The sequence below is a fragment of the Geomonas paludis genome (genome assembly GCF_014193585.1).
In the GTDB taxonomy this organism is placed as follows: domain Bacteria; phylum Desulfobacterota; class Desulfuromonadia; order Geobacterales; family Geobacteraceae; genus Geomonas; species Geomonas paludis.
Map to the genome: position 1 here is coordinate 1294585 of NZ_BLXY01000001.1, position 25116 is coordinate 1319700.

General features: G+C 59.7%; 18 protein-coding genes and 1 tRNA gene. 17 read left to right on the forward strand and 2 right to left on the reverse strand.

Annotated elements, in window-relative coordinates; genetic code table 11:
• Positions 1–243: 243 nt before the first annotated feature.
• Positions 244–331: transfer RNA gene (locus H7687_RS05380), tRNA-Ile, on the reverse strand.
• Positions 332–834: 503 nt separating this feature from the next.
• Between H7687_RS05380 and mobF the strand changes: the two genes are divergently transcribed.
• The 9 genes from mobF to H7687_RS05425 all read left to right on the forward strand — a co-directional run bounded on the left by mobF (position 835) and on the right by H7687_RS05425 (position 13024).
• Positions 835–4134, forward strand: coding sequence for a MobF family relaxase (mobF, locus tag H7687_RS05385; RefSeq protein ID WP_183345864.1), 3300 nt, complete (start codon positions 835–837; stop codon positions 4132–4134).
• A 317-nt stretch (positions 4135–4451) separates the two neighbouring features.
• On the forward strand, positions 4452–4979 hold the full coding sequence (locus H7687_RS05390; RefSeq protein ID WP_183345866.1) for a YlcI/YnfO family protein: 528 nt from the start codon (positions 4452–4454) through the stop codon (positions 4977–4979).
• A complete protein-coding gene (locus tag H7687_RS05395; RefSeq protein WP_183345868.1) occupies positions 4976–6808 on the forward strand; it encodes a type IV secretion system DNA-binding domain-containing protein in 1833 nt (610 codons plus the stop codon). Before H7687_RS05390 ends, H7687_RS05395 begins: the two co-directional genes overlap by 4 nt.
• 12 nt (positions 6809–6820) lie before the next feature.
• Complete coding sequence (locus H7687_RS05400) at positions 6821–7123, forward strand: helix-turn-helix transcriptional regulator (protein WP_183345870.1); 303 nt, start codon at positions 6821–6823, stop codon at positions 7121–7123.
• 855 nt (positions 7124–7978) lie between these two features.
• Positions 7979–8617 carry a hypothetical protein gene (locus tag H7687_RS05405; protein WP_183345872.1) on the forward strand — a complete coding sequence of 213 codons (639 nt, stop codon included), beginning with the start codon at positions 7979–7981 and terminating at the stop codon, positions 8615–8617.
• A 49-nt stretch (positions 8618–8666) separates the two neighbouring features.
• A complete protein-coding gene (locus tag H7687_RS21915) occupies positions 8667–9512 on the forward strand; it encodes a hypothetical protein (protein ID WP_246404603.1) in 846 nt (281 codons plus the stop codon).
• Positions 9513–10709: 1197 nt separating this feature from the next.
• A complete protein-coding gene (locus H7687_RS05415; RefSeq protein WP_183345874.1) occupies positions 10710–11048 on the forward strand; it encodes a DUF4830 domain-containing protein in 339 nt (112 codons plus the stop codon).
• A gap of 74 nt (positions 11049–11122) precedes the next feature.
• Complete coding sequence (locus tag H7687_RS05420; RefSeq protein ID WP_246404606.1) at positions 11123–12574, forward strand: Fic family protein; 1452 nt, start codon at positions 11123–11125, stop codon at positions 12572–12574.
• A 210-nt stretch (positions 12575–12784) separates the two neighbouring features.
• Positions 12785–13024 (forward strand): helix-turn-helix domain-containing protein, encoded by a 240-nt coding sequence (locus H7687_RS05425; protein ID WP_183345877.1) that lies wholly within the window; start codon positions 12785–12787, stop codon positions 13022–13024.
• A 167-nt stretch (positions 13025–13191) separates the two neighbouring features.
• On the opposite strand, the gene H7687_RS05430 is transcribed toward H7687_RS05425, so the two are convergent.
• Positions 13192–14547 carry a tyrosine-type recombinase/integrase gene (locus H7687_RS05430; protein ID WP_183345879.1) on the reverse strand — a complete coding sequence of 452 codons (1356 nt, stop codon included), beginning with the start codon at positions 14545–14547 and terminating at the stop codon, positions 13192–13194.
• Between the two features lie 434 nt (positions 14548–14981).
• Here H7687_RS05430 and H7687_RS22190 point away from each other — a divergent pair, with 434 nt between their 5' ends.
• The 8 genes from H7687_RS22190 (at position 14982) to H7687_RS05470 (ending at position 25108) form a co-directional block, all read left to right on the forward strand.
• Positions 14982–15689, forward strand: a complete 708-nt coding sequence (locus H7687_RS22190) for an NlpC/P60 family protein (RefSeq protein WP_183345881.1) — start codon at positions 14982–14984, stop codon at positions 15687–15689.
• The gene (locus H7687_RS05440) at positions 15689–16114 is read left to right on the forward strand and encodes a hypothetical protein (RefSeq protein WP_183345883.1); all 426 of its coding nucleotides are present in this window, start codon (positions 15689–15691) and stop codon (positions 16112–16114) included. The genes H7687_RS22190 and H7687_RS05440 overlap by 1 nt, the downstream gene beginning before the upstream one ends.
• 612 nt (positions 16115–16726) lie before the next feature.
• Positions 16727–17893, forward strand: a complete 1167-nt coding sequence (locus H7687_RS05445; protein WP_246404609.1) for an Hsp70 family protein — start codon at positions 16727–16729, stop codon at positions 17891–17893.
• A 205-nt stretch (positions 17894–18098) separates the two neighbouring features.
• Positions 18099–19667 (forward strand): sigma-54 interaction domain-containing protein, encoded by a 1569-nt coding sequence (locus H7687_RS05450; protein ID WP_183345885.1) that lies wholly within the window; start codon positions 18099–18101, stop codon positions 19665–19667.
• Positions 19668–19928: 261 nt separating this feature from the next.
• Positions 19929–22232 carry an FAD-dependent oxidoreductase gene (locus tag H7687_RS05455; RefSeq protein WP_183345887.1) on the forward strand — a complete coding sequence of 768 codons (2304 nt, stop codon included), beginning with the start codon at positions 19929–19931 and terminating at the stop codon, positions 22230–22232.
• On the forward strand, positions 22229–23386 hold the full coding sequence (locus tag H7687_RS05460) for a pyruvate ferredoxin oxidoreductase (RefSeq protein WP_183345889.1): 1158 nt from the start codon (positions 22229–22231) through the stop codon (positions 23384–23386). The genes H7687_RS05455 and H7687_RS05460 overlap by 4 nt, the downstream gene beginning before the upstream one ends.
• A complete protein-coding gene (locus H7687_RS05465) occupies positions 23383–24315 on the forward strand; it encodes a thiamine pyrophosphate-dependent enzyme (protein WP_183345890.1) in 933 nt (310 codons plus the stop codon). The genes H7687_RS05460 and H7687_RS05465 overlap by 4 nt, the downstream gene beginning before the upstream one ends.
• A gap of 235 nt (positions 24316–24550) precedes the next feature.
• Positions 24551–25108 (forward strand): XRE family transcriptional regulator, encoded by a 558-nt coding sequence (locus tag H7687_RS05470; RefSeq protein WP_183345892.1) that lies wholly within the window; start codon positions 24551–24553, stop codon positions 25106–25108.
• Positions 25109–25116: the final 8 nt, after the last annotated feature.

Genomic DNA, 25116 nt, shown 5'->3' on the forward strand with positions numbered 1-25116 from the left:
GAACAGTACGTAATACTATGGGACACCGAAAAGCAACAACTGCCAACGTAACATTGGTTTCTTATGAATGCGAAACGCATCAATAAATCTGCCTATAAGCCGCAGGCCGAATAAACCATATATAATTGGGAAATGCAATTGTATTTGTGCGTTATAAGTGAAGGGATGGGCTGTAATAACCCTATGTCCAAAGAAGGGATGGTTACAAAAAGGCAGAGGGCCTAGTTTCACTAGGCCCTCTTAAGTAGGGGAGGAGAATCGAACTCCTGGATCGGTTGCCCGACCGGACGCTTATCAGGCGCCTTGGCTTTACCAACAAGCCAACCCCTCCATAAGCTTGAGATTATTTAACATAGGCGCCTGCGTTTGTAAACAACTTTTTTCTAAGCCGGAGGCTGACATCGTATCGTCCAGGCAATGGGAAGGCGCATGCTTCCTCTTCTCCGCCTGCTCCTCGCTTTGGTAGTACTCCCTTTCCTCCATAATCCTACCTGTAGCGTTCCCATCCTTAGTAAACAATAGATCGCCGGGGCTAGAATCCGCGGTAGGCTTCCAACGCTAGGTTCACCTCACCTAGTTGTCGATTTGCGCCCCGTGTCTTCCCTCCCATTTTTAATGTTCCTCCTCAAACGTCCCGGTTTAAATCGGCATCCGCCAGTGCGACCGCCGGAAGGTCAAATTTTGAACAGGCTCAGTTTCTTTTGTGAACATGTTAATGTTCCGCTTTGAAATGAGGCTAAGTAAAAACAACAAATTAGCGTTGGCTTATATATTGCGAGTAGGTGGCTGAAGCCAAGAATCCTGACTAGGGTGTCCGGCTCAAGGGGAGGTCACATGCTTTCTATATCGCGCGGCATGAGTGCAGGGCAGGCCGGAGGGTATTTTTCCCGGGAGGACTATTACCTGAAGGAAGATGCGTTGGAGCGGAACTCCTGCTGGTACGGGAAAGGCGCCGAAGTCTTGGGGCTTCGCGGGCCGGTGGAGAAGGAGAAGTTGCACGCGCTCTCCGCTGGACGCGATCCAGGTACTGGAGTGCAGCTCGTGGTTCCTGGGTACTCCCGGGAGGGGAAGACTGGAGACCTGATCAAAAAGCATCGGGCGGGGAACGACGCCACCTTTTCGGCCCCCAAATCCGTCTCCATCGGTTTTGTGCTGGGGGTGGAAGGGATCAAGGACGCGCACGATGCGGCGGTTGCTGCGGTCCTTGAGCACATGGATGGACACTACGCCCTTTACCGCAGCCCCAATAGGGTGCGAAACGGCGGCCTCCTCGCGGCATCGTTCGATCATGCGACTTCAAGGAATCTGGATCCGCAGTTGCACTCGCACGTTTTCATCCTAAATGCGGTCCTGACCGGGGAGGGCGACTGGAGGGCGAACTGGATCAAGCCTGTGTTCCAGGACCAGAAATCTCTGGGACTTTTGTACCGCCAGGCGCTGGCCCACGAGCTTCGCCTGCGCGATTTTCCGTTGCGAGTCACGGACCGCTCCCAGATGTTCTTTGAGCTCGAGGGGATCGACCCGCGCCTCGTCGAGCACTTCAGCTCACGGCGCAAGGCGATCGAGAAACAGGTGAGGAACTGGCAGAAAGCTGAGCGGTTCTACGGCGTGTCCCATGCGAAGCTCTACGAGATGGCGGCGCTGGAGACCCGGGACGTGAAAAGGGAGGTGACCCGGCAGGATGTGGAGAGGATCTTCGAGAAGGGCTTCGCCGCTTGCGGCACCACGATGCCGGAGGTGAAGCACGAACTGGAGATGTCCCGCACCTTCGACCCTCCTGTGCCGGAGTACTCGGCACCCGAGGTGGTTCTCCTCGCGGCGGATAGGCTCGTTGACAAGGAAGCGGTCATCGACCGGGCAAGGCTTCTCGACCAGGCGGTGCTCATCTCCGGCGGACAGCATGATATTGGAGAGCTGAACGGTGCAGTCGACGGGGGCGCAAAGGGGGTGCTGCGGCTGGGGCCGAACGGCAAAGGGAGGGAGTATTACACCACCTCCGAGATCCGGGACGTCGAGAGGGAGAACCTGAAACTGGTACGGGAACTTTCTCCCTTCAAGAGTGTAACGACCCTGGAGGAGGTGAGGGCCTTCGTGAAAAACGAGGTGGAGAAGGATGGCTTCCGGGTGAGCGAAGGGCAGATGGCTCAGATCGAAAAGGAGCTTACCGGTTCCGCTCCGGTCGGAGCTGCCATTGGAGTGGCTGGTTCCGGGAAGACCCTCGCACCGAAGATCATCGAGCGGTTCAACTCGGAGGTGCTGAGGCCCAGGGGGGAGAAGCACTACTCGATAAACATCGCCTTCACGGGGAAGGCGGCGCAGGAGCTGCAGCGTGCCAGCGGACGCCCAGCCTGGACGGTGGACGGCTTCCTGAACAGCTATTTCAGGGGTGACGTTCGCCTGGAGAAGGAGAAGGCTGATGTGCCAAGGGTAGAGGCCGGGCAAGAGAAAATTGTCATCCCTGCGGGTGCCCAGGTCGTTTTGCGGGTGGACGAGGTGAGCTTCGTCGGAGCCCGGCAGGCACGGCATCTTTTGCAGGTAGTGCGGGAGCTGCAATACCAGGGAGTGCAGACAAAGCTGCAGTTGTCGGGTGACACGAGGCAACTGCAGGCGATCCAGGCGGGCGATCTTTTCCGGCAGGTGCTGGAGCTGGAAAAGGAAGGGGTTTGCGACGTGGCGCGCTTAAACGAGATCCGCAGGCAGCGCGACCCGGAACTTCTGGAGGTGACAAAGACACTGAACCGTGAGGGACGGCTTCCCGGGGAGAATGCCAGGGAGGCGCTGGAGCTTTTGAAGGAGAAGGGCGAGGTGTTCGAATTGCCGCACGAGGAGATGGTGGCAGCCGCGGTCAAGCGATACCGGACGGAAAGCATGACCCCCGCGCACGATCAGGAAAAGGCGGCGTTGGGCGAAAAGCAGTCGGTGCTGCTGGTCACCTCTACCAACGCCGACCGTATTCTGTTGAACCGGGAGATTCGGGAGGCCCGCATCCGTGACGGTGAAATAGGAGAGGGGGTGCGAACCAGGGTGCTGGTGCCGGTCCCCGAAGGGAGCACGGCGGACTGCTATCGGGAAGGTGACCTGATCCTCTTCTCAGGTTACCGCGGCGGGGATGGCAGGATGCAGCGCTGGGGTGCCCGGCTGAACACGAAAGGGACCGTGTCGAAGATCGACCCGGATAAGAACCGGGTGGCGGTTACCTATATCTTTGCATTGAAGGATAAAGCGGGGCGGGAGGTCACCCGGACCGTGACCAAGAACCTACCGGCGGCCGAGATGGTGGGGAAGACCACAGCATACCGGGAGGATGAGCGGTTTTTCTCGGCGGGGGACCGGATTGTCGCGCTGAAAAACGATCGCACCCTGCACCTGCAAAATGGATCGCTCGGGGTGATCAGGAGCATCGAGGCGAACGGCGTTGCTCAGGTGGAATTCGAAGGGCGGCAGGTCGCCTTGGACCTGAACCGCTATTCCCATCTCGATCACGCCTACGCGGTCACCATTCACAAGAGCCAGGGCTCGACGGTGGAGCACTCCATCTGGTTCGCCCCGGTGCGAACAGGCGGAGTGGAGCGTGGAGAGTTCGAGGAGGGGGTTCCCCGGGAAAGCTTTGGTCGGGCGAGTTACAACGCCTTCAACGTCGCGGTCACCCGTGCCCAGTACGGGGCCACTGTGTTCACCAACTCGCTTGCCGACCTCGCCCGGGAAGTAGAGCGGGTGGATGTGAAGAGTTCGAGTCTGGATCGGGAGGCAACAAACAAGGTAGTGCCCCCCGCTGTCGTGAAGCTGCCGAACGGGGAGGATGGGGCGCGTAAGGAGGTGAGTGAGGTTGCGCCACCGGAGGTGCTGCGACGGGTACCGGGAAAAGAAAAGGAGGTGATGCCGGAGAGAACGGTGTGGTCTGTGGGCGAGGCAGCATTGGGGAGAACGGAGCCTAGTATGAAACATCCAGGCTTCGACCGTGGGGCGGCGTTGAAAAGCCGTCTGGACGAGTTGGCGCGGGTCAGTGGACACGCGGTGAAACTGCCCGACGATATCCTGCCCAAGGTGCGTGGGCCGGCGCTGCCGGGGAGGACCATCACGGTCGCGGCTTCCCGGTTGCCGGTGAAGGAAATCGACCACGGTTTCGGTAAGTGATGGTCTTGCTTTGGAGGGCGGCAATGCACGGTGCTGGGAAGCGTTTTCCTGTCGTGTATGATAGGGGCTTTTGTGCAGCGTCTTTGCCTGGTCGAGGGAGGCGAAAAACGAAGCGGGCCTCGCGACCGCTCGGCGTCTTATCCTTTCACACCCCATGCACCCTTCGGGGTACGGTCTGAGGGGAGGAAGTTGCAAGTAGCTGGAATGTTATGCCTGGTTGTGCTACAGCGTGCTACGAAGGGGGGACTTTGTCGGGTAAACGGCTGATGTCACAGGTGTAACCGCGTGCTACGTGGCTAAAGCCGTGGGAGGTCGCCATGAAGAGCATCCATGTAAGGCTTTCGGACGAGGAAGAGGAGCAGCTTTTACGGCTCGCGGAAGCCTCGGGCAGGACCGTTTCGGAGGTGGTGCGCGAGGCGCTTTTTGCCCATCCAGAGCGAAGCGCGGCGCTTCGGCCTGCCACCTCTGCCGAGGTGGAGGAGTTGGGGAAAAGGCTTGATGTCTGGGCCGGAAAGGTGGATCTCACCTGCGAAAAACTGGCGGTTCTGGAGGGGGTGCTCGCAGAGGTTTTCGAGCTTAAAGGGGGGCAGGCGGAACTGGCCGGCAGGGTGGAAAACGCGGAGGAGGAGCTTCGCGCCCTGTCGCAAAACGTAACCAGGCTGGTGGATCTTCAGGTGGAGGAAAGGGAGGCCCCGTTCGGCATGAGCCGGGCCTTTATGCAGGTCGCGACCATGGCGGCCTTCACCCTGGCCCGAGGGACCTTCAGCCACAACCCCGAGGCGTGGGAGCCGTACAAGGAAGAAGCGCGGCGCCGCGCCTTGAAGACGGAAGGAGGTACGCCATGAGCTTCGGAACGTCGAACAATTCGGGGTACCAGGGGATCGGCATGTGGGCGGCCGATCTCAAACTCAAGGTCCGGATCTGGACCAGGATCAGCGCCTTCGCCTTCGTCCTTTACATTTGCACCTTCGGTTTCCTGGTCTACAAAATCATCCCTGCCTACTACTTTGAGGTGAGCTGGAAACTTGAGGTGGCGAAGCTGTTCAAGGGCTCTCCCCTGCAGCCGACCTTCACCATCCGGGGGGGCCGTTACCCGGCTTCGTACCTCCGGGCCCAGCCGGTTGCTTACCGGATCGAGGAGATCGTCGTCAAGCAGTCGAAGGGGTGCGGACTTCTCGCCGCGCTGGTATTTCCCCTGACCTACGGGCTCGCCTTTTATCTCCTGCGCGCCAAAAAGGCGAAGCTCGAAAAGGGGGAACACATTCGGGGGATGCGGCTCATTCCTGAGAAGGAACTCGCCAAGAAAGCGGCCAAACAGGAGGGGCGTCTTCCCTTCGGTTCGGTCTACCTGCCGGTTCGGTACGAGGCGGAGCACGTCATGATCGCAGGGAAGACCCAGGTCGGGAAAACGGTCGCCCTCATGCAGCAGTTGGAGGAGATCAGGGAGGCCGGGCTCCCAGCCGTCATCTACGACTTCAAGGGAGAGTACGTCCAGAAGTTCTACACGCCGGGGATCGATTACATCGCCAACCCGCTCGACGAGCGGGGGCTCAAGTGGAACATATTCGACGACATCGACACCATTCCCGACATCTCCGCGGTGACCGGTTCGCTCATCCCTCCCGGTGCCGGAGAGGAGCATTTCTGGTGCAAGGCGGCCCAGGATGTATTGCGCGGGGTGATCGCCGGGCTCTACCAGCGGGGCGATCGCACCAACGAGGACCTTTGGCGTGCGCTCTCCTCGCACACGAGGGATGTGGCCGAGATCTGCGATTCGATAGAGCAGGGGGCGGCGGGGCTCAAGTACATCGAGGACGTTTCGGGGAAGCAGGCGGCCATCGTGGGAGCGGTGCTCATGTCCTACGTTTCCTGGCTGGAGTTTGCCTGCAACGGCTGCGGTTTCACCATCAAGGACTGGATCAACAATGACCGCGGCAGCTTCATCTTCATCACGGGAAGGCCAGAGGTGGAGAACACCTTGCGCCCCTACCTTTCGCTCTTCATCGACCTTCTCGGCAAAAGGCTCCTCTCCAGTCCGGACGATCCTGATCGGCGCGTCTATTTCCTGCTGGATGAGTTCGGCAACCTGCAGCGGCTCCCTACCATAACGAGGCTTCTGACTGCGGGCGGGAGCAAGGGGGCCTCCATGATACTGGGCTTCCAGGACTTCGCGGCGATAGCCAAAACCTATGGCAACAACGACGCGGCGACCATCATGAACAGCTGCGGTACTTCTCTCGTTTTGAAGCTTGCGGACGAGGCGACGGCGAAGATCTTCTCGGGGCGTTTCGGTGAGACGCAGGACTGGGAGATCACGGAAACGCGTTCCATCGGGCAGGGGAAAAGCCGCGACAGTGTCTCCTATTCCCGGGTGAAACGGACCGACCGGCTGATCCTTCCCTCGGAGATCCAGGGGCTCCCGAAGTTGGCCGGTTACCTCCTCATTCCGGAGCACGAACCGGCGAAGATCGAGCTTCAGATCCGGGCGGCTAACCGGCTTCCGGTGCGAAACCGGGACTTCATTCTCCGCTCGGGACTCTCTCTCGACACTATACGGGTCAGGGAGCGGCAGTTGGCACAGGTCCGGAAGTTGATGGAGAAGGGGGCTCTGGAGCCTGCGCAGGGCTACGTTCCCGGGACCACCGGCGGGCTCGATCATGATTACGATTTTTGACCGGAGGCGATCATGGAAGCGGACAAGGTGATCAGAAGAAGAGAGCTTTTGCAGATGATTGGAGTGAGTGCGGCGACGCAGTGGCGCCTGGAAAAGGCAGGGCTTTTCCCGCGACGCATCAGGGTGGGGAGAGGTGCGGTGGGATGGCATCTTGCCGAGGTGGAAGAGTGGCTGAAAAGCAGGGACCGGGTGGAGCGGCACATGGTTCAGAGGACTTCCGGGCGCCGTGCGGCGGACCGCGCGTTGAGGGAAGGAGTCTTGGATTTCCGGGAGGTGGCCTCGCCGTCTTCGGGCGTTTCCCTGGACAGGACCTAGGACGCCTTGAGGGGGGACTTCTCCCGCAACGCCCCCGGTTGAAAGGGCGGATAAATTGGACCAAAGCCGCCGGCACTTCCGTACCGGCCGCTTTATCGGTCCCGGCCCGTTGGCAGGCTGCCGGTTGCACCGGCTGTCTGTCAACCGGCCTTAAACCTTACAGCGGGGAGTGCCCCGCGCCCCCCTGGGAAGCGGGATCTCCCGCCCCTCCAGGTGGACCAAAGCCGTCGGCTGGCGCCGACAGCTTTAGGCGGTCTCCGGCCGGTCCCGAAGAAGCCGGGCCTCGCCTCGTTTTCTGCTCCCACCCCGATCCCGCTTGAGACCCGCAGGTATTTAGCCTTTATGCAAGCTGGAAAGGTATTTCAATTCGCACTGCTGCTACGACAGGTAATCAGGACCCGATAATAGGGGCGCTTGCTGAGTAGAAGTGGATGAGACTAGGGTCGGTTATTTAGAGGGGCGAGCTGATGCTATTGCTTCGGGAGCAGGGGGCGGAGGCTCTAAGCCCCTCATTCCTATTAAAGAGGTCCTCGGCATTTGCTGGAGGGGCTTTTGCGTTGGGGTTCCGGTCCGCCTCCGGTCCACGCGTAAGATTCCTTTGATTGTTTCCCGCTTTCGTGCTTGGCCCCGCCAACTCGCCGGGTCTGCCACGTAAGAGCGGTGCATCACCACAAATAACCGGCTCACAAAAAAAGAAACGATTGACTCAGAACCACGAAATCGACTTGTCAGGAAGGATTAATTGTTCTAAATTGTTTGGACTCTCCCCAAAAAAGAACTCTTGCCATGTGTGAATTATACCTCTTCAAAGGACTGCTTCGCAGGACGATATATTGTCACTCTAGAGGCCTACCGATGGCACAGAAACACACCATTCATTTTGACCTTCTATCGAATGCCACCGATTCGTTCAAACGGGTCGTAGAACTGTTGGCCTGGAAGGAATTTGGTTCCAACCATGCCCGCCTCAAGCAAGCACTTGCAGGCTCTGCTCACTGTGTTGAGTTGCTCCTTAAGGCAAGACTTCATGACAAAGATCCAGAATTGATATGGTGCAACCCTCAAAAAACTAAAACCGTTAGTATTCTTTCTGCTGTTCGCCTCCTTAAGAAAATAGGTGTTGCTTTCTCTTCAGACGATGAAAGTTTTCTCGACCATTTGCGGGAAACCCGTAACAACCTTCAGCATCACGAGTGGCGAACGACAGAGAAGGAGGCGCAAGCGACAATCGGGAATGCTCTCAGCTTCGCCTTGGCTTTTGCAAACTACGAGTTAGGCCAAGATATGGCAACTGTCTTCAAAGAAGATGACACGTGGACCCTTTTCGTAAGTGAACTGCCTGAATTCGTCCGTGCTCATGGAAAAAGGTTAGAAGCGAGAATTAGAGCTCAAGGAGATTACCCTTCTTGTTGTGATGAGTGTGGTGAGCTCACGGTGCCAAGCAATGATGGGACTTGCGCGCTGTGCGGTCATTGGCAATCCTTTCAAGAATGATATAAAAGGTGCTTCAGTGCACGTTTAAGGGTTACACGGGGGTGAATTGATGAAAAAGACAACTAAATTACGTTTGTACGGTGGCCTTGTGCTTCTTTTCAACCTATGGCTTGTCGGTTATTACAACCTTGAGGGTATACCTGTATTGCTACTCACGCTTGGTTTTGCTGCAGGATACGAATTCTTCGTTGTTAATCCTGCATCTAAAGTAACCGGAGATACCTTAGGAAATACTACGTCTTCAGGCAAAAATTTTTGCCAGTATATTTTTTCTTTTGTAATCATAGCAATTGCAGTGTGTTCAGTTATGGGAATATGGCAAACAGGCAAAAAAAAGGGTGATCAGCTTTCTAAATACGCCAGAGATTACGTCCCTAGTGCATCCTCAGTGCCTTCGCAACCCGTCACAGACCAAAAAACTCTATCTCAACAGGAATTTGATTCCGAAATTTTTGCAAAACACCCTGACGCACGCGCGCTATTGCCCGAAATTGAAAGGTGGGTTGCAGCACAGTCCCCACAAGCCAAAGCTCACTACGACTATGTACTGGATCACGGAACCGCTAATGAGGTCATTGAATTACTCAATATTTTCAAACAGTCAACAGGAAGGATGACAACGGCTACGCCCGTTGGGCAACAACCGGCGGAAATTTTCGCCGGTACCAATCACAAAGGAACAGTTGTCCAGACCATGGACTCTGGCGGTTACACCTACGCAGAGATTGCGGAAAACGGGCATAAGCTGTGGGTTGCAGCGGTGCAGACTCCGGTAAAGGTAGGTGACATAGTCGAATTTCCCCATTCGCCGCCGATGGTAAACTTCCAAAGCAAGACCCTGAAGCGCACCTTCGATAACCTCATCTTCGCTCCAGTATTGGCCGTGAACCGCTAAGCTTTCCATATGGAGAGCGAATAAAAATCTACGGATGCTAAATCCGCTTGGTCTAGCCACCTGCTCCCTTATTACGGTCATGCCAATAGTCAAAACCTCTTAGTTGCAGATATAAATTTTTCTTCTTATACTCATTTATGAGGCGTTCTTTTTGAGAGGAGAATAAAGTTCCAGTGTGATACACAAACACCCGACCTGTGAATTTGAGATCATTATTTTCTACAGGATGTAAACCAGTTTGACGCCGGGCGGCCAAACTATCCCGCTCCTCCTCTTCCGCATCCTTGCGAAGAATCCGGAGCAGTACCTACTCTTACGTTTGTCACGCGTCTACCTCCTGTAGGTCCGTCACCTCCAACTTGGACCTCCCTAGCCAGTAACATGCCAGATGGGGCGGGAATCTTCAGCGCCTCGATCTCGCCTTCCGCAAGGCTTTGCACCCCAAAATCGGCAGCTATCGAGCTCATTTCTCCCTATTTTTGCTAACTAGATAAAATACACTTTCGTTATTTTGCAGGATCAAGTCTTCAAACCGGAAAAATGGGGGACCTTTTTTTCGGGCGTTCTTCGGGCAGAGAGTAGGAGGCTTTTAGGGGGGAAGTTTCCCCCTCGCTGCGACCGCTGGGCGTTCTCCGCTCCCCCCTCTGCGGGGGCTTCCCCCGCAACGCCCCCGGTAGAAAAACAGGACAGCTTGGACCAAAGCCGCCGGCACTTTCGTACCGGTCGCTTTACCGGTCCGGCCCGTTCGGAGACCGCAGCAGGCTGCGGTTTCCGAACCGGCCTCATGCCATCCACTGAAGTGGCGCAGGGTGGAAAAGAAGCCTAGTTGCCGGAGAAAAGCTCCGGCCAGGACAGCAGGTTCTATCTTTTTTGAAGTGACGCTTGACAATAACTCATATACATCCTACAACATTAACTCATATGGTTTGTTCAGCGTTAACTCATATGGGTTGCCGAACAGCAATTCATATGCATAGGGCGGGTAGGCGTAGGGGGAAGGAGGGGGGCGGAGACTCTCTTCAACCTGGAAGCAGGTCCGTAGAGTATAGCAACCCGCGACGGCTGGCGCAAAGCTTTCTGACGGAGGACAGATATTCAGTGACGAGACTAGTGGCATGTTTTTGTGCACTTGCAATCCTACTGTGCACAGGAAAAGGAGAAGCTTCCGATCCTTTACAGGAAAAGGCACTGGGCTTGATGGCAACCTACGGGCTGAGTCCAAAGAGGGATTACAAGGTAGGGACGCTGGTACTCGACAACAAGCACTGCAACTTCCACTCGATCGTTTCCGCATCAAAGGCAATTGGTCTCGACCCCTCTTCATACCGGGGGAAGAGGGTTGCCACATACTCCTACACGTTGAGGCCACCCTGTAGAGACACGTTTGTTCATGTTCTTTTCTACCAAGGCAACCTGGTAGGTGCCTTTAGCTATCCCAAAGGGCTTGTGGGCGGGGTGTTGCCGCTGACCGAGGCGAAAAATTACTGCGAAGAGTCCGTACCGCCGGAACGCCGCGGGGGGAGGAGTCTCAAGTGAAAGTGAGTCCGGGGCAGAGGCTTTTTTCGGATGCTCTGCAGGCGCTTAAGGTGCTACAGGATGCAGGAAGGACGGTGTTGAAGTCGGAAGAGCTCTCCCGGCAGCAGCGGGAGGTCTTGGTCAAGAATGGCTTTCTGCGTCAGGTCGTCAGGGGGTGGTATATGCCGTCACGCCCCGATGACGCGCCGGGGGACACGACCCCATGGCATGCGGCGCTGAAAACTTTTGTCCGGGAGTACTGCGACGACCGCTTTGACGAGCTGTGGCACGCCTCGCCTGAATACTCGGTGGCGCTCCATGTGGGAGCGACGGTTCCCCCGCGGCAGATTGTGGTCTGGTCACCAAAAGCAAGCAACCGTATCCTACCGCTTCCCGATACCTTCTCCTTGCTTGACTACCGCAGGGACATCGATCCGGGGCGGGTGGAACTCGTGTCGGGGGTGCGGGTGATGCCCCTGTCCCTTGCTCTGATCAAGGTGCCGGAGGTCTTCTTCCGCAGTTCGGTCCGGGACGCACGTATCGCGCTGCACCAGGTTGACCCGTCCGATTTGCTCAGGGATCTGGTGGAAGGAGGGCACTCCGCTATTGCTGGCAGGCTGGCCGGAGCGCTTCGGGCCGTGGGGCGGGGACAGGTGGCCGATGAAATCCTATCCACCATGCGCGCGGTGGGATACACCGTTACCGAGACGAACCCTTTCGCTGCTCCCCTGTCGGAGCTTCACCTCGGGGAGGCGAAGTCGCCTTACGTGCTTCGCATGCGGCTCATGTGGCAGGAGATGAGGGGGGCAGTGCTGAAGGCCTTTCCTGGCGAACCAGGGCCCCCTGCGGACGTGGCCGGATTCATGGACAGCGTCGAGGAAGTCTATGCGAGTGATGCCTATCACTCCCTTTCCATCGAGGGGTACCGGGTATCCGACGATTTGATCCGCCGGGTGGCCGGAGGGGGATGGAGCCCCGATACTGCTCCGGCTGACCTGGAGGCGAAGAACGCTCTGGCTGCGAGGGGGTACTGGCTTGCCCACAACAAGGTGAAGGAGACGATGGTCAAGGTGTTCTCAGGCGCGAACCCCGGGGCCGCCTTTCGTAGCGACCATGCGAGTTGGTACCAGAGCCTTTGGGAGCCTTGTGTTGCCGCTGGAATCCTGAGACCGGTTGATCTCGCCGGCTACCGCAGTCACCCCGTCTACATCAAGAACGCGGCCCATGTCCCCCCCTCGAAAGAGGCGGTTCGGGAAATGATGCCTGAACTCTGCTCCCTGCTGCAAGCGGAGGAGAGCGCAGCGGTGCGCGCGGTCCTTGGACATTTCCTGTTCGTCTACATCCATCCTTACATGGATGGCAACGGCAGGCTGGGAAGGTTCTTGATGAACGCCATGCTCGGGTCGGGAGGGTATCCTTGGACGGTAATCCGGGTGGAGCGGCGCGGGGAGTACCTGGATGCGCTTGATGCGGCAAGTTCGCACGGCGACATCGCTCCATTGGCGGCTTTCATACGCAGTTGCATGGAGGCTGGAGGTTCGCGCTGAGTTGTACAGGGAGGTACAATCATTTGTACTGATACGTACAAAAAATTGTATGGAAGGATACAAGGCACTTATGCTGATCTTTCCTCCTCTGAATCGTTCCGCAGTATTCGGAGCAAGATGCACCACCATTTATGACTTTGTGTCTGAATGTTCTATATGTGATACATTTAAGCATTGCAGTGTGGTTATGTATTGCATATGATACGCGGCATGTTATTCGAACTTGGCCAAGAGATCCGCAAAGTCCGCAAGCTCCGGAAGGTCACGCAAGAACAGATCGCACGTGAACTCGGCATGAGCCGGGCTACCATCAGCCAGCTCGAGGCGGGTACAGTGCAGGAGCTCGGGATCAGAAAGGTGATACGGGTGCTCGACTACCTGGGGCTTGAACTGCGTGTTCGTAAGGCCGGTGCTCCCCCCACCCTTGAAGAGTTGAGAGAGGATTTATGAGCGGCACGGTGCAGGTCTGGTCGGGAACGAAATGATGCACGGGTGGCGGATTCCCTCCTCAGGACTCGTTATTCTGTTGATTTAAGTAATATATACTTTGCTTATTTGCCTCAATTAAGCTCGAAACTGAAATATCGGTCGCATCATAATCAAGAGCCGGAGTTCTGCTAAGCCAGAGGTCTGCCGTCCGCTTCAGGCTCCCCCTTAAGGATCTCGATCAGTAGCTGCTCCCACTTGGTCAGCGCTACTTCCTTTTCCTTGTCATACCGGTACTTGTTGTAGATCCCCACAATCCCCGATTTCTTGTGGTTCACCACCTCCTCGGCGACCTCTTCGATAATTCCGACTCGTGCCATGTTGGTTCGGGCGGTACGGCGCAGGTCCTGGGGGGACCACGGCTTCATGCCGAAGTAGGGCTTCTTGCTGGCGTTGATGATCTCTTTGCCGACTGTCTTTGTTCCGGTGTTTTCATAGCTTCGGTTGATCGCCTTCGACAGCACGGTGGGCGAGATGTGGGGGCTCTTGCCGTCGGAGGGGAAGATGTAGCCATGGGTGTCGCCTATGAGGTTGAGGGCTGTGTCGGTGAGATAGACTCGGTGCTCCCGGCGGTTCTTGGCGACTTCGGCAGGAATGGTCCACCAGCGCCCCTTGATCTGCTCGCGGTGCATTTGGGTCACCTCGCCGGGGCGCTGAGCCGTAACCAGCACCAGCTTGATGGCGCGCTTGACCTGCAGCGACATCGCCGACCGGTCGATCTCATTCCAGGCCCTCACGATCTCGTCGTCGTCCAGGTGCCGCTCATCGGCTTTGGGTGCGATCCGGGGGACGGACTCGGTGATTTCATTGAAGGGCTGGATCTCCGCCCACTCCATCCGATAGGCATATTTGAACATCTGGCGACAGAGCTTCATGGCGTTGCGTGCCGCCCCGGGTAGGGTAGCTGCGATCTTTTCAATCAGAGCCACTGCGTGCCTTCGTCTGATGGCGTTTATCTCCTCGCCCCCTATAGCCGGGAGAACGTGAAGCCTGAGACAGGAGAGGACTGTATCGCGCCAGCGCTTGGTGTGGTTGACTTGGGAAAATCTTACCATCCAGACCGCCGCGAGTTGTTCCACCGTCTGAGGAGTGAATTCTTCCGGAATACCACCCTCAAGGAGATAGTCAAAGGTGCATCTCCCCAACTCTTCCGCGGCACTGGCGGCGGCTTTCGCCTCTTCTACAGCCTGTTTTGCCGCCTCAAGCTGCTTCTCCGTGGCGGCTTTTTTCTCCTCGCGCGGGTCGATTCCCTTTTTGACTGAGTTATAGGCGACATTATAAAGTCTTCTGGCCTCGGCAAGGGTACAGCCGGGATACTGGCCAAGTCGCAGATAGCCCTTGCTCCCGTCCAACTCGAATATGTACAAGAAGGTCTTGGTGCCGGTTGGCATGACCTGCAGGGTGAACCCACGCCCTTCACGGAGGTAATATTTGCGGCTTCTGGGCTTTGCGGCCGCGATCATTTTTTCGGTAAATTGGTTACCCATATTGCCTCCAAATCCGGCTTGCATCCGTTTGTGCATCCGTTTTGCATCCGGCTTGAGGTGAGGTGGGTTGAAACGGTGTGAAATGATATTATCGGTAAAGCCGTGTAAAATCAAGTCAATATGTAGGGTCGGTGGTACGGATTGGAAGGCCCTGAAACGCGCTGAGACGGTCAAATAACAGATTCCCAAGCTGAAGGTCGCGGGTTCGAATCCCGTTTCCCGCTCCAAAGCAATTCCAACCCCGACTGCTAACGCAGCCGGGGTTTTTGCATTTAGGCACCTTCTTCCGGCTATTTCCCTTGTATTCCCCCCCCTCTGCTCTCTTCAATCCCACTAGCTGCCAATATCTTTTCCTTAGCTGTATGACCAGATTGACATCTGCGGACTGGTTGGTAATTTTTAAGTTTTTACTCCTTCGCACGTGGGGGGAAAGGATGAGCTCAGTACTCCAGATTGGAAGTCGTGGCCCCGAGGTCCTACAGTTACAGGTGCTTCTGAATAAGCTCCTCAGACCTCAGCCACCATTGAAACCTGACGGCATTTTCGGGGCTCACACGGAGAACGCGCTGAGGAAGTATCAAGCGGCCGTTGGAATAGGCATTGATGGAGTTGCAGGTCCACACTCTTGGGCTGCTCTTCAACAGGGGATGGTGCCGCAGGCTACAATGCCTCAACATGTGGCTCTGGATTTTTCCCGCGCGCCGTGGCTCAAAATTGCTGCTGGGGAGATTGGACAAGTGCAATTTAAAGATAATGCCCACAATCCTCGTATTCTCCAATATCACGCAGCAACCCTATGTGGTGCGACAGATGACGAGACGGCTTGGTGTTCATCCTTTGTAAACTGGTGTCTAAAAGGAGCGGGGATTGTTGGTACGAGGTCTGCTGCTGCAAGAAGCTGGTTGCACTGGGGCCAGATTTGCGGTCCTATCCTCGGTGCGATCACTGTCATTTATGAGTTTAGTAGGCCATGTACCCGGTCTGGGTATCATGTCGGCTTTTGGATAGAAGAAACCGGGTCTCACTTCAAGCTCTTGGGGGGCAACCAAAGCCGAATGGTCAAGTTTTCAAATTTCCCCAAATCCGGATATGGGTCGGTAGGACATCGATGGCCTTTGCAAGTGAATGTAAAGGAGCCGTGATGCGAGTGCTGGTCCTTCTTTTGCTGGCAATATCAATCCAGGCCTTGTGCTATGGATCTGATGAAACTGACAGCGCAGGCAAGTTTTGGACTTCGTTCCGGAAGGCGGTGCTCGTCAATGATCAGGCGAAGTTGCTTGAGATGACGAGTTTCCCCCTGGATGTCCGCGGCGTCAGCGACGACATCCCTGCAACCTCATACAACAGGCGGGACTTTCCTGGGATTTTTAAGAAGATCTTGCTGCAACCCCAATACCTTCTAGTCAATGGTCGCCTTAGGACCAAAACCATGCTCGGCCTTATTTACGACAAAGCCACGCTCACTAAGCAAGATCTCGCAACGCCAACCTTTTTCCGCTTTCACCAGCTTGAGTTCGAGAAGCGAAAAGGTCGATGGTTTCTTGTTAGGGCGTACTTGGAGGAATGAACTAGTCAAGCGGTGGCAAGGGAGGATATCGTGCTTGAACACGTCAGAAGAACATGGGAGAACCGAAGAAAGTATAGGCATTTTTCTGATATGCCCTCTTCATTGCTCGTTATAATTGGCACACCAGCTTCTTTGTTTAGCGGATACCTCACTGTTGTTCTCGGCAGTGTGATGCCTGATTGGTTCCGAATAGCGAACAGTCTTCCATTTTGCAGATGGGGATGGAGTGGTTGGGTTCTTCTAGTTGTTTTGGCACAGTTGGCTGCCTTGTGCTGGGGATACGGGAATATCGCGTGGCGTTGCAACGGAATCATTCGTGATCGATGGTTCAAATAGGTCTCTTTTGTATCTCTCAGATTCCCTCAGATTTTCTCCGTGGCCAATGGTTGTGAGGGCGTTTACAACTTGCCACCGCCCGCGCCTTTCTGTTACAACATCCACCTATTTCATTTCTCCGGGCGGGTCCCCAAGGGACCCGCCCTTGTTGTTTTCGGGAGTCTGCATGAAGGCAGTTTTCGGCATCGATTTTGGCACCACCAACTCCGCCCTTTCTACCACGACGGCCGCGTCGAAGTCGTCGACATCGACGAGACAAGCGGCAATGCTGCGCTGATGCGCTCGGTCCTGTACTTCAACGAGGACGACGAGATCTTCACCGGCCAGGACGCCATCAACCAGTACGTCGGCGACGGCGCGACCGGTCGCTTCATGCAGTCCATCAAGAACTTCCTGCCCAACCGGAGTTTCGAGGGGACCGAGGTGTTCGGCAAGAAGTACGGCATCGATGACCTGGTCGCCATCATCCTCAGGAGGATCAAGGCGAAAGGGGAAGCGTACCTCGGCGCTCCCGTGGACAGCGTCGTCCTGGGTCGCCCGGTCGTTTTCTCCGAGGATGCGGAAAAGGACGCCCTGGCGCAAAACCGGTTGGAGAAGGCCGCGCGCAAGGCGGGCTTTCGCCACATCCACTTCCAGTTCGAGCCCGTCGCCGCCGCCTTGGCATACGAAGAGACCCTTCCCGCCGGCGCCGAAAAGCTGGTCTTCATCGGCGACTTCGGCGGCGGTACCTCGGACTTCACCGTCATCCGTGTCAAGGGGGGAGACTTTGGCAGGGCTGACCGGCGCGCCGACGTCCTCTCCATCGGCGGGGTCTATACGGCGGGAGACAAGTTCGACTCGCAGATCATGTGGGAGAAGGTGGCTAAGTACTTCGGCCGCGGCGTGCGGTACAAGGGGATGGGGAAGGACGAGCTGTTCGACATCCCGCACAGCATCATCTACACGCTGTGCCAGTGGCACCGGATTCCGCTCCTGAGGGCGAGAAAGACCCGGGAGCAGATCCGCCTCATCAAGAACGCCGCCACGGACCGGCAGGCCCTGGAAAACCTGGAGCACCTCATCAGCGACAACTATGGTTTCTTCCTGTTCCAGTGCATCGAGAAGGCGAAGTGCGAGTTGTCGCAGCAGGACGCCGCGCTGGTGAGGTTCCAGGAGCGCGGCCTGGTCATCGAGGAGGGAATCACGAGGGAGGAGTTCGAGACGATCAACCGTGACAACCTGGCCCGGATCTCCGGCTGCATCGACGAAGTCATCAGCAAGTCCGGAGTCAGCAGCGATCAGATCGACACCGTGTTCCTCACCGGGGGCACCTCCCGCATCCCGATGATCCGTCGCCTCTTCGAAGACCGTTTCGGCCCTGACAAGCTGGAGCACCGCAACGCCTTCACCAGCGTCGTCCACGGCCTGGGCGCCAGTGTCCCGCTCTTTTATCAAGGCCGTTAACACGCCCGCAACGCCGCACCTCCGAAAGGCCGGGACTTTCCTCAGCCCCGGTCTTGCATTTCTCAGATTTCCTCAGATTTTCTCCGTGGCCAATGGTTTTGAGGTCTACTGCCGGCCCTTTCTTACCGGATTGACGCGATGCGGCCTATGTGAGAAACTCCCCCATCGCCTGACACACCCGTCGCTTCTGTCACGAGGTTCCCGGATGGACATCAACCTGAAGCTGAAACTGCTCTTCACTGACCGTGCCGGCATACTGGCAAGCCTCGCTGCGTTGATGGCCGCGGAGCAGTTCAACATCTGCGGCCTCGATGTGGAGAGGGAAGAAGGCAGGGCCACTCTCTACCTGGAAGCAGAGGGACAGGAGCAGGGGAGGCAGAGGCTCATCGACGCCATCGCCGCCCTTCCGGACCTCCTCGACATCGCCGTCATCCAGACGCTGCCGCACGAAAAGAGGGAAAAGCGGATGCAGATCCTCTTGGACAGCGTCAGCGACGGGTTCCTGTTCATCGACGAGGCCGGCTGCATCGTCCTCATGAACAGCGTGGCGCACCAGGTGCTGGGGATCTCACCAGAGTCGAGCCTGGGAAGGCGGATCACGGACCTGCAACTTCCCGACTACACGGTCCTCGAATGCCTGTCGGGCCGCAGCTTTGTCAACGTGAAGAAGGACATCATCACCAAGACCGGACGCCTGCAGCTCTTCGTCACCTGCAAGCCGATCACCGACAGCCGGGGCAGGATCATCGGCGCCGTCGAGATCATGAAGGACATGAAGGAGATCAAGAGCCTGGCCCACGCGCTGCTCAAGCCCCGGCAGATCACCTTCAGCGACATCATCGGGGAGAGCCGCGCCGTCAAGGACGCCCTTTCCTTCGCGCAGAAGATCGCCCGGACCGATTCCTACGTCTCGATACAGGGGGAGAGCGGCACGGGGAAGGAGCTCTTCGCCGCCGCCATTCACTCTGCCAGCGGCCGCAGCGGCCCCTTCGTGCCGGTGAACTGCGCGGCGCTGCCGGAGCACCTGCTGGAAAGCGAGCTGTTCGGCTTCGTGGGGGGGAGCTTCACCGGTGCCAGCAAGGAGGGGAAGCCCGGACTGTTCGAGGTGGCCCAGGGGGGGACCATATTCCTGGACGAGATCACCGAGCTCCCCCTGGCGCTGCAGTCGAAGCTTTTGCGCACGCTCCAGGAAAAAACGGTGCGGCGCATTGGCGGGACGCAGGAGATCCCGGTGAATGCCCGCCTCATCACCGCCACCAACAAGCGCCTGGAGCAGATGGTGCAGGAGCGGACCTTCCGCGAGGATCTCTACTACCGGATCAACGTCCTCCCCATCCGCATCCCCCCCCTGCGCGGGCGCCCCGAGGACATCCCGCTTCTGGCCGAGCACTTCCTGATGCAGCTCAACCCCCTTCTGGACAAGCCGATCGCCGGCTTTACCAGGGAGGCGCTGGCGGAGCTTGCCGGCCACAGCTGGCCGGGCAACGTCCGCGAACTGCGCAACGTCATAGAGCGCTCCGCCATCCTCTGCAGCGGCGGGGAAATCGACGTCGACGTCATCATGTTGAGCTTCGACCTGGATCAGACCAGGAGGGAGATACGCGTCCAGGGCCCCGCCACCGCACCGGGCGCATCGCTGCACGACAAACTGCAGCGCTACGAGCGGCAGATCATCGAGGAAGCCCTCTCCTGCTCCAAAAGCATCAGGCAGGCGGCAGCCACGCTGGGGCTCTCCCATACGGCGCTTCTGAAAAAGCTCAAGAAGGAAAGCTGATCCCGCTGCTGGTAACTTAGGTTACCGCCTTGACCCAAAAGTTACCACCCGCCGACCCCGAGTTATCGAGGGTTTAGCCGCGGTTGCGTCCGAATTGGCAACCTGGGTTTCCATTTCGCCGATCCCCTCGTTCTGCTCTTCCCGTTCCATCCGTTCAATCCCTCGTTTTTTCGCTTAGTTAACTGCCGCTTCCCGTACAGGCACACCCCTTGCTGTATACGCCCCTGAACATGCGCAGGAGCAGATGGTACGGAGGTGGCCATGCATCCCTTGGGAAACTCTGACAGCACAAACGGCGTCGTACTGCCGCAAGGAACGGATCTGCCGCTGGAGATCCGCGTGCACGGCCGCGGCGGGCAGGGGGGCGTCACCTGTGCCAAGCTGATCGCGGCACTCTACGCAAGGATGGGGCTTGCCGTGCAGACCTTCGGGGATTACGGTTCCGAGCGCTCCGGCGCACCGGTGCAGGCGTTCACGCGGGTGGACCGTCTCGCCATAACCAACCGCAACAAGGTATATCGGCCGGATCATCTGCTGGTCCTCGACGCGGGGCTGCTGGAGACCCCGGTTTTGGCCGGCGTCGCTCCCGGCGCGCTCATCCTCCTCAACACAAGCGGGGCTCCGGCCGACTTCGGGGCGCGCTACCGCGGCTACCGCCTGGCCACCGTCGACGCCACCGACATCGCGCGGGAACAGGGGATCGGCTCCAGCTCGGTAGTCATCGTCAACACCACCATCGTCGGCGCCTACGCCCGCATCCTGGGACTGCCGCTGCAACTGCTCGAGGAGGTCTACGCCTCTTTCGGCGTCCCGGGCGACCTCGCCGCCGCGCGACTGGCCCATGAGCGGGTGCGGATACAGGAAGCCTCGGCGGACGGGGCGTCTCCCGAAAACGCGGCGCCGCAGGCACCCGGCCAGGCTGTCGTCGCCCCCCTCACCGCGCCGGCGCAGGATTTCCCCATCGAACTGAGGACCGGGCTCTGGAGCAACCAGTCCCCTTCCTACTGCCGCTACACTCCCCCCTGCAACGCGGCCTGCCCGGCCGGCAACGACATCGTCGGCTTCGTGCAGGCCCTCAAGGAGCAGGGCCCGGAGGCCGCGGCGGCCATCCTTTTGCGCACCCAGGCGCTTCCCTCCGTCTGCGGCAGGGTCTGTCCCGCCCCCTGCATGAACCACTGCAACCGCGAGGCGTTCGACGGGGCGGTCAACATCCGCAGCCTGGAGCGCTGGATCGCGGACAACTCCCAGGTCGTCCTGCCCAAACTTGCCGCACTCCGTCCCCGCCGCGTCGCCGTGGTGGGTGGAGGACCCGCCGGCCTGAGCGCCGCCTATCAGCTCGCCCTGCGCGGGCACGGCGTCACCATCTACGAGGCGGCCCCCGCCCTGGGCGGGGTGCTCCGCTACGGCATCCCGGCCTTCCGGCTGCCGCTCGACGTCCTGGATCGGGACCTCTCCCGCATCCTCGACCTCGGGGTCAAGGCCCGCTGCGGCGAGCGCCTCGGCCCTGCGGAACTTTCCCGCCTCGCCGCCGAGTACGACTCCGTCATCGTCTGCACCGGGTTCGGCGCGCCGCACCAGCTGGCAGTCCCGGGAGAGGAGCTTGCCGGCGTGGAGCAGGGGCTTCCCTTCCTGGACCGGGTCAAGGCGGGCAGCGAAAGCGTCTCGGGGCACGTGGTCGTGGTGGGGGGAGGCAACAGCGCCATCGACTGCGCCCGCAGCGCCCTGCGCCTGGGCGCCGCATCGGTCAGGCTCGTGTACCGGCGCAGCCGGCAGGACATGCCCGCCATCGACGAGGAGATCGCGGAGGCGGAGCAGGAAGGGGTGCGCCTGATGACCCGGCGTCAGCCGGTGCGCTGCCTCGGTAGCGGACGGGTCGCCGCCCTGGTGCTGGCGGAGGTGGAGCAGGGGGCGCCGGACGCGAGCGGACGCTGCCGCCCGGTGGTCACCGAGCGCACCACGGAGCTCCCCTGTGACCGGGTCCTTTTGGCCCTGGGACAGCAGGATGGCCTGGAGCCGTTACTGCCCGCCCGCTGGAAGGTCGACGCCGGGCGCGCCTGGAGCGAGGGGCAAGCGCTCTCCGTCTTCTTTGCCGGGGACTGTGCGACGGGCGAGGGGACGGTGACCCACGCCATCGGCAACGGGCATCGCGCCGCCCTGCGCGCACTGGCCGCGCTGGAGGGCGAGGAGGCCGAAGAGCTGGAAGGCGACCGTGAAGCAGGCGCGACGCAGCGGGTGGTCGCACCGGCGCAGATCCGCTTCTCCCATTTCGAGCCCGATCCCCCGGGCCGGGACCGGCACCTGCCGCTCAACCAGGCGCGCGCCGGCTTCCAGGAATTCAACCAGGGGCTGGCCGGCCCCGCCGAGGCTGAGCGCTGCTTTTCCTGCGGCCAGTGCACGAGCTGCGACACCTGCCTCGTCTACTGCCCGGACGGGATCATCTACCGCGCGCAGGATGGCTACCGGATCGATCTGGATCACTGCAAGGGATGCGGCATGTGCGTCGCGGAGTGCCCGAGAAGCGCCATGGAGATGAAGGACAAAGCCCTGCCGGGAGGTAGCCGATGAAAGGACAACTGTTAAGCGCAAACCACGCCGCCGCCCTGGCCGCCACGCTGGCGGCGAGAGCCAACCGGACCGGACGCGGTTTTTGCAGCGGCGTCTATCCCATCACCCCCTCCACCGAGTGCATGGAGTTTCTCTGCGCCCAGCAGATCGAGAAGGGCAGGGTGGTGCGGGTCGAGAGCGAGCATAGCGCCATGGGGGTCTGCATCGGCGCCGCGGCGGCCGGAGCCCGCTCCTTCACCGCCACCGCCTCCAACGGCCTGGCCTACATGGCCGAGAACTGCGTCGCCGCCGCGGGGCTCAGGCTTCCCGTCGTGATGGCCGTCGCCAACCGGACCATGGGGCCCCCCTGGAACATCTGGGCCGACCACGGCGACGCCCTGATGCTCAGGGACCTGGGGCTGATCCAGATCTACTGCGCCGACAACCAGGAACTCTTCGATACCGTGCTCTCCGCCTTCCGGCTGGCCGAGGACCAGCGGGTGCTGATGCCGGCCATGGTCTGCATGGAGGGCTTCATCCTTTCCCACACGGTGGCGCAGACCGAGATACCCTCCCAGGAGCAGGTGGACCGTTTCCTGCCGCTCACGAGCGTCCCGCAGCAGCTAGGCAGCACGCCGCATTCCCTGGGGCAGATCGAGCTCCCGGCCCAGACCGAGACGCACCGCATGCAGCATCACCAGGCCATGCTGGCGGCCGAAACGGTCTTCGAGGAGGTGCGCGGGCATTTCGCTGACATCTTCGGACGGGAACTGCAGGGGGCGCTGGTCCCGTACCGGACCGAGGATGCCGACACCCTGATCGTCTCCCTGGGGACCATGGGGCTCACCGCCCAGCGGGTGGTGGACCGGGCCAGGGAGAGGGGAGAGAAGGTCGGCTCGCTGCGGATCAGGATGCTGAGGCCGCTGCCCGTCGCCGCCATCGCCCGGGAGTTCGCGGGCAAGAGCCGCATCGCCATCCTGGACCGCGACATAAGCCTCGGTTTCGGCGGCGTACTCTGGGGCGAGCTGGCCCGCCTGGCGCAGGCCCCGGTGGTGCAGAACTACCTGGCCGGCATCGGCGGGGGCGACGTCCGTCCCGAACACCTGGAGCGGGTCCTGGCCGACCTCAAGGGGCGGCGCCAGTCGGGGACCCCGGTCAACGTGGAGGCCATATGAGAAACGAACCCCTGTTGGGCGGCATGGCCCAGAGCGCCGTGGACCGCGAGACCCCGCTCCTGCGCCCAGGCAACACCAACTGCGGCGGCTGCGGCATGTCCAACCTGCTCCAGATGATGCGCCGCGCCGTGGCCGACCGTCCGGTACAGCTGGTGATCCCCGCCTGCTGCGCGGCGATCAGCGCCGGCGCCTTTCCCCAGGCGGGGCTGGGCGCCCCGACCGTATTGACCACCTTCGCGTCGGCCGCCGCTGTCGCCACCGGCGCCGCCGCCGTGGCGCGGCTCAACGGCGAGGAGACCCGCGTCATCTGCCTGGCCGGGGACGGCGGCAGCTACGACATCGGCTTTGCCACCATGTCCGCGGCGGCCGAGCGCAACGAGGACATCCTCTACATCTGCTACGACAACGAGATCTACGGCAACACCGGCGGCCAGCGCTCCTCGGCCACCCCGGCGGGGGCGGTCACCACCAGCACCCCCGGCGGCAAGGTCGAGCAGAAAAAGGACATCATGGCCATCATGGCTGCGCACCGGATCCCGTACGCGGCCTCCCTGTCGCTGGCCCACGCCGACGACACCCTGAGGAAGCTGCGGCACGCCCTGGACCTGCGCGGCTTCCGCTTCCTGCACGTCCTCTCCCCCTGTCCCACCGGCTGGAAGTCCGAGCCGGCCCTGGGTATGGAGCTGGTGCGGCTGGCGGTGCGCTCCGGGCTCTACCCGGTGCTGGAGGTATTCGACGGCAGGAGGCACCAGATCAACATCGAGCCGGAGTTCTCGGACGAGGCGCTGGAGATGTACCTCTCCCTGCAGCGCCGTTTCCAGAACACCGGGCTCAAGGCCTCCGATCTCAGGCCCGCCATCGAGCGGCATTGGCTGAACCTGCGCGTCCTGAGCGGCCGCATCGTGCCGGCCCGGCGCGAAACACGCTAGGCAGAAAGGGACAGGCTCCGTCAGGTGCCTGTCCCTCTAGCGGAACGCCCCTTTCAGCTCAGCAAGCTTGAATAGCACCAAGGGGACAGGCACCTGGCGGAGCCAGTCCCCTTCTCCGGGCAAGTCCCCCTTTGCGAAGGGGGATTTAGGGGGATTTGCCTTTGGTGGGGATCCAAGGGGGCTCTCAGACTTTCTCAGATGTTCTCCGTGGCCAATGGTTTTAAGGAGGAAGCACATGCGCAAATATGTAGGCGAAAGGGTAAAGAAGCTGCGCGAGGCACAGGGGCTCACCCTGGACCAGGTCTGCAAACTCACCGGGATCCCAGCGGAGCGGCTGCGGGCCTTCGAGGAAGGGACCGCGGTCCCCGCCATCGGGGCGGTCATCAAGCTCTCCCGTGTCTTCGGCTCCCGGGTCGAGGGGCTTTTGCACGGCGGCGGCGTGGTCTCGGAGGCGCTCACCATCTGTCGCAGCGGCGAATCGCTGGCAGGGGAGCAGGGGGACACCGACCAGGGGTATTCGTACAAGTCCCTGACCCGTCCCGGCACCGCCGGCCACCTCATGGAGCCCTTCCTGCTCACTTTCGATCCGGCCGCCGAGCCCGGCGTCCCCATCGCGCACGACGGGCAGGAATACGTCTACGTGCTGGAGGGTAGCGTCGAACTTTTCTATGACGGACGGACCCAGGTACTGGGCCAGGGAGACAGCGCCTATCTCGACGCCGGTCGCCCCCACACCTTCCGCGGTCTGGGCGACTCTCCCGCGCGCCTGCTGGCCGTGGTGAGTTCCGCCTGATTTGTTAT

Excerpts from the sequence above, each read along its gene's own strand:
- H7687_RS05415 (WP_183345874.1), top strand. The coding sequence starts at position 10,710 with ATGGCAACCTACGGGCTGAGTCCAAAGAGGGATTACAAGGTAGGGACG.
- H7687_RS05425 (WP_183345877.1), top strand. The coding sequence starts at position 12,785 with ATGTTATTCGAACTTGGCCAAGAGATCCGCAAAGTCCGCAAGCTCCGG.
- H7687_RS05450 (WP_183345885.1), top strand. The coding sequence starts at position 18,099 with ATGGACATCAACCTGAAGCTGAAACTGCTCTTCACTGACCGTGCCGGC.
- H7687_RS05405 (WP_183345872.1), top strand. The coding sequence starts at position 7,979 with ATGGCACAGAAACACACCATTCATTTTGACCTTCTATCGAATGCCACC.
- H7687_RS22190 (WP_183345881.1), top strand. The coding sequence starts at position 14,982 with ATGAGCTCAGTACTCCAGATTGGAAGTCGTGGCCCCGAGGTCCTACAG.
- mobF (WP_183345864.1), top strand. The coding sequence starts at position 835 with ATGCTTTCTATATCGCGCGGCATGAGTGCAGGGCAGGCCGGAGGGTAT.
- H7687_RS05445 (WP_246404609.1), top strand. The coding sequence starts at position 16,727 with ATGCGCTCGGTCCTGTACTTCAACGAGGACGACGAGATCTTCACCGGC.
- H7687_RS05400 (WP_183345870.1), top strand. The coding sequence starts at position 6,821 with ATGGAAGCGGACAAGGTGATCAGAAGAAGAGAGCTTTTGCAGATGATT.
- H7687_RS05430 (WP_183345879.1), bottom strand. The coding sequence starts at position 14,547 with ATGGGTAACCAATTTACCGAAAAAATGATCGCGGCCGCAAAGCCCAGA.
- H7687_RS05395 (WP_183345868.1), top strand. The coding sequence starts at position 4,976 with ATGAGCTTCGGAACGTCGAACAATTCGGGGTACCAGGGGATCGGCATG.
- H7687_RS05470 (WP_183345892.1), top strand. The coding sequence starts at position 24,551 with ATGCGCAAATATGTAGGCGAAAGGGTAAAGAAGCTGCGCGAGGCACAG.
- H7687_RS05390 (WP_183345866.1), top strand. The coding sequence starts at position 4,452 with ATGAAGAGCATCCATGTAAGGCTTTCGGACGAGGAAGAGGAGCAGCTT.
- H7687_RS05440 (WP_183345883.1), top strand. The coding sequence starts at position 15,689 with ATGCGAGTGCTGGTCCTTCTTTTGCTGGCAATATCAATCCAGGCCTTG.
- H7687_RS21915 (WP_246404603.1), top strand. The coding sequence starts at position 8,667 with ATGAAAAAGACAACTAAATTACGTTTGTACGGTGGCCTTGTGCTTCTT.
- H7687_RS05465 (WP_183345890.1), top strand. The coding sequence starts at position 23,383 with ATGAGAAACGAACCCCTGTTGGGCGGCATGGCCCAGAGCGCCGTGGAC.
- H7687_RS05460 (WP_183345889.1), top strand. The coding sequence starts at position 22,229 with ATGAAAGGACAACTGTTAAGCGCAAACCACGCCGCCGCCCTGGCCGCC.
- H7687_RS05455 (WP_183345887.1), top strand. The coding sequence starts at position 19,929 with ATGCATCCCTTGGGAAACTCTGACAGCACAAACGGCGTCGTACTGCCG.